Source organism: Ohtaekwangia sp. (assembly GCF_036568665.1).
In the GTDB taxonomy this organism is placed as follows: Bacteria; Bacteroidota; Bacteroidia; order Cytophagales; family Cyclobacteriaceae; genus Ohtaekwangia.
Map to the genome: position 1 here is coordinate 1 of NZ_DATCSD010000315.1, position 8,684 is coordinate 8,684.

13 protein-coding genes are annotated in these 8,684 nt (G+C 44.5%); 7 read left to right on the forward strand and 6 right to left on the reverse strand.

All coding sequences use genetic code 11. The features are described from left to right. Positions 1–193 (forward strand): hypothetical protein (locus VIN08_RS17470; RefSeq protein ID WP_331967615.1); only part of this gene is annotated, 193 nt, incomplete at its 5' end. After that, positions 171–767 (forward strand): phosphatase PAP2 family protein, encoded by a 597-nt coding sequence (locus VIN08_RS17475; protein ID WP_331967617.1) that lies wholly within the window; start codon positions 171–173, stop codon positions 765–767. The genes VIN08_RS17470 and VIN08_RS17475, both read left to right, overlap by 23 nt. Positions 768–793: 26 nt before the next feature. Here the strand turns inward: VIN08_RS17475 and VIN08_RS17480 are convergent, their stop codons facing one another. Then, positions 794–1,384: a riboflavin synthase gene (locus tag VIN08_RS17480; RefSeq protein ID WP_331967619.1), complete on the reverse strand. Its 591-nt coding sequence runs from the start codon at positions 1,382–1,384 to the stop codon at positions 794–796. 90 nt (positions 1,385–1,474) lie between these two features. Here VIN08_RS17480 and VIN08_RS17485 point away from each other — a divergent pair, with 90 nt between their 5' ends. The 5 genes from VIN08_RS17485 (at position 1,475) to VIN08_RS17505 (ending at position 4,173) form a co-directional block, all read left to right on the forward strand. Then, the gene (locus tag VIN08_RS17485) at positions 1,475–2,047 is read left to right on the forward strand and encodes a hypothetical protein (protein ID WP_331967620.1); all 573 of its coding nucleotides are present in this window, start codon (positions 1,475–1,477) and stop codon (positions 2,045–2,047) included. Next, complete coding sequence (locus VIN08_RS17490; RefSeq protein ID WP_331967621.1) at positions 2,047–2,331, forward strand: transcriptional regulator; 285 nt, start codon at positions 2,047–2,049, stop codon at positions 2,329–2,331. The genes VIN08_RS17485 and VIN08_RS17490 overlap by 1 nt, the downstream gene beginning before the upstream one ends. A gap of 12 nt (positions 2,332–2,343) precedes the next feature. Beyond that, a complete protein-coding gene (locus VIN08_RS17495) occupies positions 2,344–2,892 on the forward strand; it encodes a hypothetical protein (protein ID WP_331967623.1) in 549 nt (182 codons plus the stop codon). A 27-nt stretch (positions 2,893–2,919) separates the two neighbouring features. Further along, positions 2,920–3,117, forward strand: coding sequence for a hypothetical protein (locus VIN08_RS17500; RefSeq protein WP_331967625.1), 198 nt, complete (start codon positions 2,920–2,922; stop codon positions 3,115–3,117). Positions 3,118–3,183: 66 nt separating this feature from the next. Continuing rightward, positions 3,184–4,173, forward strand: coding sequence for a DUF72 domain-containing protein (locus VIN08_RS17505; protein WP_331967627.1), 990 nt, complete (start codon positions 3,184–3,186; stop codon positions 4,171–4,173). A 3-nt stretch (positions 4,174–4,176) separates the two neighbouring features. Here the strand turns inward: VIN08_RS17505 and VIN08_RS17510 are convergent, their stop codons facing one another. The 5 genes from VIN08_RS17510 to VIN08_RS17530 all read right to left on the reverse strand — a co-directional run. Then, the gene (locus tag VIN08_RS17510) at positions 4,177–5,055 is read right to left on the reverse strand and encodes a M48 family metallopeptidase (RefSeq protein ID WP_331967629.1); all 879 of its coding nucleotides are present in this window, start codon (positions 5,053–5,055) and stop codon (positions 4,177–4,179) included. Beyond that, the gene (locus tag VIN08_RS17515) at positions 5,055–5,486 is read right to left on the reverse strand and encodes a hypothetical protein (RefSeq protein ID WP_331967630.1); all 432 of its coding nucleotides are present in this window, start codon (positions 5,484–5,486) and stop codon (positions 5,055–5,057) included. The genes VIN08_RS17510 and VIN08_RS17515 overlap by 1 nt, the downstream gene beginning before the upstream one ends. Positions 5,487–5,490: 4 nt before the next feature. After that, positions 5,491–5,904: a DUF2752 domain-containing protein gene (locus tag VIN08_RS17520; RefSeq protein ID WP_331967631.1), complete on the reverse strand. Its 414-nt coding sequence runs from the start codon at positions 5,902–5,904 to the stop codon at positions 5,491–5,493. A gap of 17 nt (positions 5,905–5,921) precedes the next feature. Continuing rightward, on the reverse strand, positions 5,922–6,260 hold the full coding sequence (locus VIN08_RS17525; protein ID WP_331967632.1) for a TM2 domain-containing protein: 339 nt from the start codon (positions 6,258–6,260) through the stop codon (positions 5,922–5,924). Between the two features lie 158 nt (positions 6,261–6,418). Further along, positions 6,419–8,684, reverse strand: a 2,266-nt coding sequence (locus VIN08_RS17530; RefSeq protein ID WP_331967634.1) for a VCBS repeat-containing protein, incomplete at its 5' end; no start/stop codon positions are given.

The window sequence follows — 8,684 nt, forward strand, 5'->3', positions numbered from 1 at the left end:
CGCAGCGATTCGTCCGGATGCTACAGATACACATATTCGTGACTATCTTCGCAGCATCAACGAGACATTGGTGAAACTCGGCATCTGGCAGCAATTCTTTTTATCGATGAAAGATTCTGTCGACTGGCTTGAGTCAGAGAACGAGAAGATAGCACTGAAAATAAAAATGAATGGAAACACTGACGGAGCTTGATCAAAAATTATTTCTGCTGCTAAACAGTTTCCATACACCATGGTTGGATCCTTTAATGATGTTTATCAGTCAAACCATAGCCTGGGTGCCGCTATATGCTTACCTGCTGTATTGTATACTGCGTGAACATAAAAAACAGAGTTGGATTATCTTGATAGGTATAGCACTCACTATACTATTGGCAGATCGTATTACCAGCGGGTTGATGAAGCCTTACTTTCTGCGACTGCGTCCTTCACACGAACCTGCCCTCCAAGGACTTGTTCATCTCGTAAAAAGAGCCAACGGAGATTTTTATAAAGGCGGTCTATATGGTTTTGCATCCAGCCACGCTGCCAACACTACAGGCATTGCCGTTTTTCTGTATTTGCTTTTTCGCTCAACGCACCGGTGGGCGTGGTTGCTCTTTGTATGGGCAACGGTAGTGATGTACTCACGTATATACCTGGGCGTGCATTACCCCGGAGATATACTCGCGGGCAGCATCATTGGTGGTCTTTGCGGATGGTTTATATACCGGGTATATACCTGGCTGAGCAAACGCTATCTGCATCCACAGCCAGGTACACTATAGATCGGGCTATATATAGGATATATATTCTAGCGGGCTATATTCAGCAGGCGTTTTACATACTTGCCGATAATATCAAACTCCAGGTTTACTACATCACCAGCTTTCAATTGGTTAAAGCCGGTATGCTCGTACGTATAGGGAATAATGGCAATGGTAAATGTATTGGCGGTTGAGTTAAAGCATGTGAGACTTACACCATTCACAGCAATAGAACCTTTTTCTACTGTTACATTACCGGCAGAAGGATCATATTCAAAATCAAAAAGCCAGCTTCCTCCTACTTCCTTCACCGAAGTAACAATACCAGTCTGGTCTACGTGGCCCTGCACAATGTGTCCGTCAAAGCGACCGTTGTTCAGCATGCATCGCTCAATATTTACTTTACTGCCCACCTTCAGTTTGCCGAGATTCGATTTCTGCAACGTCTCCTGTACAGCCACTACCCAATGCACGCGATCTTCCAGTTTTACTACGGTAAGACACACGCCATCGTGCGATACACTCTGGTCTACTTTAAACTCATTGCTAAGGGCACTGGTAAATTTGAAAAGACGGTTGGTACCTTCATCCTGAATGGCCACTACCTCCGCCACCGTTTCGATAATTCCTGTAAACATGACTCAAAAATAGCAGAGAAAACGAGTGGATTAAAAATATTTTGGTTTATAATATAAACCAGTTTACATTTATATCGTTATCATTCCAATATGAAGCCCTCCGAAAATCTCAGCGCACAACAAAGCCTGGAGATCATTACCAGTATGATCCACCAGGCAAAAGGAAATGTTCAGCAGAACAGTTTTTACTTTTTACTATGGGGTTGGGTAGTAGCCCTGGCCAACCTCGGTATGTTTATACTCTCCCTGCAGGAGTACAGGCACCCCTATATAGTATGGATCATTACTATCCCTGCATGGATATATACTCTCTATCGCGGCTATAAACAGGAGCGCACACAACGTGTATCTTCACCGTTCGATCGCATCAGCGGAGCGTTGTGGATATGCTATGGCGTTTGTGTTTTTACACTGGTGATCTTCGGCTATAAAATCAACTTTCAGTTGAACCCGGTTATACTCATAGTAAGCTCTATACCTACGTTCGTTTCAGGAACGATCGTACGCTTCAAACCGCTGATGATGGGCGGTATACTCTTCTGGCTGTTCGGCATTGTCAGTTTCCTGGTACCGGTATATATACAGTCGTTGGTAGGTGCTGTCGCTATTATCGGTGGCTATCTTATTCCGGGTTATCTGCTTAGCAACAAGACTGACAAATAATGTTCAAGGACCTCGATCCGTTGCTTCACTCGCAATTGCGACTGGCGGTGATGTCGTTGCTGATCAGTGTTGAATCAGCCGAGTTTACTTTTTTGAAAGAGAAGACTAACAGCACAGCAGGAAACCTCAGTGTGCAATTGGATAAACTATCGGAAGCAGGGTATATCAAAATACAAAAATCTTTTCGGGGCAAGAAGCCGCTCACTACGTGCAAGATCACACCAACAGGTATAAAAGCGTTTGAAGAATATGTTAACAACCTGAAACAATACATTCACAAATAAATCCCCCTATATATGAAGAACCTCTTGTTGTTAATGCTTACGCTGCTGCTGCAGGGTATAGCAACTGAAAATCTATTCGCCCAGCAAACTGGCGACAAAGAAAAGATGAATGCCTTTATTAACTGGATCGGCCGATGGCAAGGTGAAAGCACGATGCAGATGGGACCGAACGAAACACGTAAAGCAGTGATGGATGAACGTATCGAATCCAGACTGGAAGGTACTGTATTACTGGTGGAAGGTTTAGGAAAAGCTTTCAACACGCAGACCAAACAAGATATGATCGTTCACCACGCACTGGCTATACTCTCGTACGACAAATGGACGAAGCAATATAAACTCCGCAGCTACCTGAATGATGGCAACAGTACAGATGCCTGGGTAAATGTTACCGGTGAGAATACATTTCAGTGGGGCTTCGATATACCGGGCCGCGGCAAGATGCGCTACTCTATTGTACTTGATCCTGTGAAGAAAACATGGGACGAGACTGGTGAATTTTCTCCTGACGGAGCCAAGTGGAATAATTTTTTCTCCATGCACCTGACCAAAACCGAGTGATATCATTTTCATTTTAATGAGAGCAGTATGAACGCAGCGACAGAACGAAAGATCATCCGGTGGTTTCACATGCTGGCGAGTATACCCATTGTTGGCTATGTATATGGTCCTGTATCTACTATACCAGAAGCAGTGGTTGTTGTACGCTGGATATTGTTTCCGCTGGTGATCCTTTCCGGTCTTTGGATGTGGAAGGGATATGCGGTGAAGAAATGGTTCCGGTAAATATATAGTTCGATACTGTCGCATCTCCGGTTTTGTCATTTGAGAAGCGAAGCTGTATCTTTCATAATGGAATTTGGACGGATAACTTCTGAAGAGCTGGAGCAAGTTGATTTTAAACTTCCTCCCGACCGAAAAGAGACAACACAAGTATTGGCTTCTTCGGGCAACAAGAACAAGCCAGAGATATTTGTAGGTTGTGCCAAGTGGGGACGAAAGGATTGGGTTGGCAAGATTTACCCGAAGGGAACGAAGGAAGCGGATTTTCTTTCGCACTATGCGCGTCACTTTAATTGCATTGAGTTGAACGCGACATTTTACCGTATGCCTACCGTTGCACAGACCAGCGGATGGAAAAGTAAAGTAGGTGATAATTTTCAATTCTGTCCGAAGTTTACGGATCAGATTACACACATCAAACGATTAAAAGATGTGAAAGAATTAACCGATCGTTTTCTGGAAGGTATATCCGGTTTTAAAGAAAGTCTTGGGCCGATCTTCCTGATGCCGCATCCCGGCATGGCACCCAAGACACAGGATACGATCGAAGCATTTATACAATCACTTCCCAAGGATATAAAACTGTTTGTTGAGTTTCGTCATCCACAATGGTTTGAAGATGAGCATGCATTTCAGTCTGCCTTCCACATGTTGCAGCAAAATAAAGCGGGCGCGGTAATTACCGATGCATCAGGTCGCAGAGATTGTGTGCACATGCGCCTCACTACTCCGGAAGCATTTATACGTTTTGTAGGAAATGGTTTACATCCCACAGACTATACGCGCGTGGATGATTGGGTGCAGCGCATCAAACAATGGATGGCGCAAGGTATAGAGCGGGTATATTTCTTTATGCACCAGCACGAAGAACTGCATTCGCCCGAGCTCAGTAAATATCTTATTCAACAATTGAATAAACATTGCGGCCTCGCTATACCGGAGCCGGAGTTCGTTCCTAAAACCAACGAATTGTTTGAAGTCGAAGAGAAACCAAAGCCTGCCAAAAAAGCGGCTAAGGTTGCCAAGGCAGCCAAAAAGGTAGCGAAGAAAAAAAGCTGATGTTTACTCGACCGAAGTAGTATCGGAGTTGATCTCTTCGATGGCCTCCTCTATTTCTTCACTGTCGTGATCATCGTCACTATCATGTCTTTCTGATAAGGAACTCTGTACATCTTTCCAGGGCGTACGAAGTATATCTTTACTGCTAAAGGTATATTCCTTTTTCAGTTTGATGATCTCGGCAGCACGTTCTTTCGTATCAGGGTGCGTGCTGATCCATGCTAATTCTTCCGGCACATCATCTTTACGGGCGAGACGGAAAAACAAATTACTTAAGTTCTGCGGATCGATGCTGGCTTTTGCAAGGCATTCTACGGCAAAGGCATCAGCTTCGCGTTCATGCTTCCGATCGAACGCAGTGGATGAAACTACTTTTGCTGTTTCGCGCGCTATATCATTACCGGCATCACCGGCTGCAATGGTGAACAGCATTTCCATACCAATCTCTTTCACCAGTTTCTTCATCACATGGTTCTTCTCCATGTGCCCTAACTCGTGTGCCATTACTCCGGCAACTTCTTCCGGGTTTTTGGCATAGTCAAGCAGGCCGGTATATATCACCATGTTGTTATCAGGCAACGCAAATGCATTGATATCGCTGCTGCGTATAAGATGTAATTTTACTTTGTCGCAGTCCAGCTCCATACCTTCGCACAGGCGCGTCTTGATAGAATCCAATACCGCTTTGATGCGTTTGTCCTCTACTTCATCATTTGTTGCCTTGATCGACTTCAAAATCAGTTCTCCTAATTTCTTTTCGCTCTCTTTGGCAAACTTCTGCACCTCGCCATCATCCACAAAGTCGATACGGCTCAGTAAAAACCAAAGACCGAAAAAAGAGATCGCTATAACAGCGAATTGTGTAAGTATCTTGTCAGTCATCAGGATTTACAGATTTGATCGGTTAGCGGACCAAAGAACCAGAGGTGTACATGTTTACCCTTGCGGGTATTTACAGCTGCATAGATAGTTACGAAAAACTCGCCTATGTTAAAGATCACGATCGTGATCAGGTAAGCTATATAGGTATTGCTTACACTGTTATCGCCAAAGATGATAGAGAGCGTCCAGTAAAGACCTGTGCTGTTCATGGCCAATACCATTAACTGCGAGAGCAATGCCTGTGTGCAATGCCAGCGTACAAAGAAAGTGCCTTTACGATTATTCAAGTAGAAAAAAACGGTTGCCAATAAGTTAACAATGGGCAGTGGCAATCCAACCATAACAGCGATCAGCGACATGAGGTAACTGTTCGATGCTTTCTCACTTTCATAGTCATCCGGCTTGTAAGCGAATGAAACAACTTCGGCCATGGTATTACAGATCTTTGAGGATGTTCCATCCCCAGTTCACTGCCATGAGCAGTATCAGGGGGATGTAAATGATTTTTTGTGTGCGAATCTTTTCTTCCGCACTGCGGAAAGCCAACGCGAGGCTTATACGCGCTGTAACTATATCTATAGCCATCCATATCGGTATAGCGACCAACATCAACGCTGCTATAATTCCCAACGGATTGATCATCCAGGCATGGTATAGATCGCCTTGCATCAGAGAAAGTACTGACCGGGTAATGCCGCAGGAAGGGCACGGTAAACCTGTGATGTTTTTAAACATACACACTGTTACCGCAGTATGATTAGGCCATACTAGATGATACCCTAACCAGGTATACCCGGCCAGTGAAAGAAGTGTTAATATCCAATATATCTTCCGGTCATTCGGTTCCATATCGGAAATCAAGAAGACTATATTATCACCTGGAATAATTTCTCTGCGTTGACCTCACGTGTGCGGCCCATGATGAGGAACCAATCTACGATTGTCCATACATACAAGCCTCCGCAGGTCAATAACTTAGCAATGCCAAGACCGGTATCGCCAATCATAAAACGGTCGATCGCCAATCCTCCGCCAACGATAGAGATAATCAGCATGGTGGTAGGATCTTTCAGATTGAGTGCATGCAATTGAGCATAGCGAGACTCATCCAACGCCAATAATTTTTCACGAATCAACGGAATTTGATTGCTCTCAAAAAACTTTCCGTTCGTCATCAGGTACATGTCAACTTTTTGTGCATCCATAGGTAAAGGGTAGATTAAGATAATTTTGTTGAAAGATATTTATTAGCTTCTTAAATGCAATGGGTAAGAAAGAAATGTTGCGGTTTTTGGTCGTTGGCCGTTATCCGTTAATTGTACGCCCCCATCCCACACTCACGATTAACCTGTAATTAATACGACTAACGGTTAACGTTCCGCGATCTGCCCTGCCCATCATGCACCACAATCTCCTTCACCGTTGCCGGTATACGCACCTTCCGTGTGGATTGCGACAGGAAACCGGAGCCGTAGTAGAACTCAACGGACTGCCTACTGCCATTAACATGGATGAATTCAGCTCGTGTGTCCAACGGACCTGGTGTAAACACCGGGAAAGATTCTTTTCCATAACACTCAAATACTTTCAGGCTGTCGCGATTTTGTGATGCGATTATTACATCTCCCTTTGCACCGGCTATACGCACCAGGGCTTTGGCATTTCCGGGCACATAGAAGCCGCTCTCGGCAGAGGAACGTACTATAAAATTACCTTTGCCATCGCCCAGCAATATCAGACCGGTAAAAGCATCGTAACGGCCGGCAAATACTTCGTTGCCATAGTCGTTGCCTACCATGAGTACATCCAGATTGCCGTCTTCGTTTACATCGCAGGTGATCATACCGTTTACAGGTGCTACCTGCACCGGGGTTGGCAATGCCCTCGCGGTAAATTTACCTTTACCGTCATTCTCCAGGTATGCCGATTGCATATAGTTTGCTTCCAGTTCCAGCGCACCTTTCAGATCATCTTCGTTAAGTACTTTGTCTAGCGTAGCCTTGCTATATTTCCGGTAACGCGAAAACTTGCGTCTGAACTTGGGGCTTTGCGAATTGATCTCATCCCAGAAATGTATCGGGTATAATTTTTTGTCAAAACCATTCATAGTTTCGCGCTGATAGCATGCCATCACCGGATCGACACTTCCGTTACTATCAAAGTCTTTCGCAAAAAGCTTCAGCGGATATTTATTTGTTACCTGGTAATTATTATTTATACCGAGGTTGCCGGCTATATAGTCTATATCTCCATCCGAATCAAAATCACCAGCCGTAAGACTGTTCCACCAGCCTTTGAGACTTTCTACCCCGGTAGCTTCAACTTTGGCTAATTTACCATCCTGATTTTTATAGAATGTTACAGGCATAAACTCTCCTACTATTGCCAGATCTGTTTTTCCGTCCAGATCAAAATCCGTCCACAGCGCATCCGTAATCATACCGGCATGTTGCAACTGTGGGGCTACGGCTTCTGTTACATCCAAAAATTTGCCTTTGTCGTTGCGCAGTATATAGCTGGCGGGTGGCATCGGGTAAGTTCCGGGTATAACTCTTCCGCCTACAAACAGATCGAGATCACCATCGGCATCAAAGTCACTGGCGCGCACACACGATCCGCTCGTAGTGAGCACCGGCAGTTGGCCCAACGTAAATATACCTTTCCCGTTATTGAGAAAGAGCCTGTGTTGATATTCGGATTCTTTCAATCCTTCCACGCTGCCGCTTACTACATATAGATCCAGGTCATGATCACCGTCAGCATCAAACAAGAGTAAACCTTCATCTTCATACGGCTTCAACGCCTCCCCTACTGCTTTTACCTGCTGACTAAATGTACCGTCTTTCTTCTGCAACCATACCGTAATTGGATTGTTGCGCGAGCCTCCTACCATAAAATCTTCCAGCCCATCCTGGTTTATATCTCCCACTGCTATACCCGGACTATACTGTGAAAATTTATGCGGCAATGTACGTTGCAGGTTGAAGTCTATATTATCTTCTTCCTTATGTTTAAAAGCTATAGCGGTAAGACGCTCAGCCGGTTTCACCAACGGCACAACCACAGGACTATGCGGTGCATAAGCATCGCCTTCACCATAATGTACTTCCAACACCTGATCGGCTTTAACGTTTTTCAGCAGGCGTATATCACCATCGGGCCATGCGAGAATTATGGAATCTATAGTCGCTATATTTCCCAAACCAAAGTGTACTATATTTTCAACGGATGACAAGAATCCGCGCGATACACAATTCTCCAGGTATTGTGTTTTACCGTGATCGTAGTGCAATGTTACTTTTACACCAGTGCCGTAGTTGAAATCTTTCGTATCAACAAATTTGAGGCGGAGAAAATGATTTACGCTTGTGTTTTCTTTTTTGACCGCTGTCGCTTTAGTATATAGTGTATTCTCATATACCAGCGCTTTGTCGTTGATGTTATTGATCACATAATCCAAATCCCCATCGTTGTCCAGGTCGGCAAAGACAGCGCCATTCGAGAATGACGGAGTATTAAAACCCCAGCTATTGGTAACATCCTCAAATGTAAGATCGCCTTTATTTCGAAAAGCATAGTTGGGTATACGAACCACCGGTATAGAGTCGATGAGCTGCGCAGGCGTTGCT

Coding starts and splice junctions, on each gene's coding strand:
- VIN08_RS17475 (WP_331967617.1), top strand. CDS start 171: ATGGAAACACTGACGGAGCTTGATCAAAAATTATTTCTGCTGCTAAAC.
- VIN08_RS17480 (WP_331967619.1), bottom strand. CDS start 1,384: ATGTTTACAGGAATTATCGAAACGGTGGCGGAGGTAGTGGCCATTCAG.
- VIN08_RS17485 (WP_331967620.1), top strand. CDS start 1,475: ATGAAGCCCTCCGAAAATCTCAGCGCACAACAAAGCCTGGAGATCATT.
- VIN08_RS17490 (WP_331967621.1), top strand. CDS start 2,047: ATGTTCAAGGACCTCGATCCGTTGCTTCACTCGCAATTGCGACTGGCG.
- VIN08_RS17495 (WP_331967623.1), top strand. CDS start 2,344: ATGAAGAACCTCTTGTTGTTAATGCTTACGCTGCTGCTGCAGGGTATA.
- VIN08_RS17500 (WP_331967625.1), top strand. CDS start 2,920: ATGAACGCAGCGACAGAACGAAAGATCATCCGGTGGTTTCACATGCTG.
- VIN08_RS17505 (WP_331967627.1), top strand. CDS start 3,184: ATGGAATTTGGACGGATAACTTCTGAAGAGCTGGAGCAAGTTGATTTT.
- VIN08_RS17510 (WP_331967629.1), bottom strand. CDS start 5,055: ATGACTGACAAGATACTTACACAATTCGCTGTTATAGCGATCTCTTTT.
- VIN08_RS17515 (WP_331967630.1), bottom strand. CDS start 5,486: ATGGCCGAAGTTGTTTCATTCGCTTACAAGCCGGATGACTATGAAAGT.
- VIN08_RS17520 (WP_331967631.1), bottom strand. CDS start 5,904: ATGGAACCGAATGACCGGAAGATATATTGGATATTAACACTTCTTTCA.
- VIN08_RS17525 (WP_331967632.1), bottom strand. CDS start 6,260: ATGGATGCACAAAAAGTTGACATGTACCTGATGACGAACGGAAAGTTT.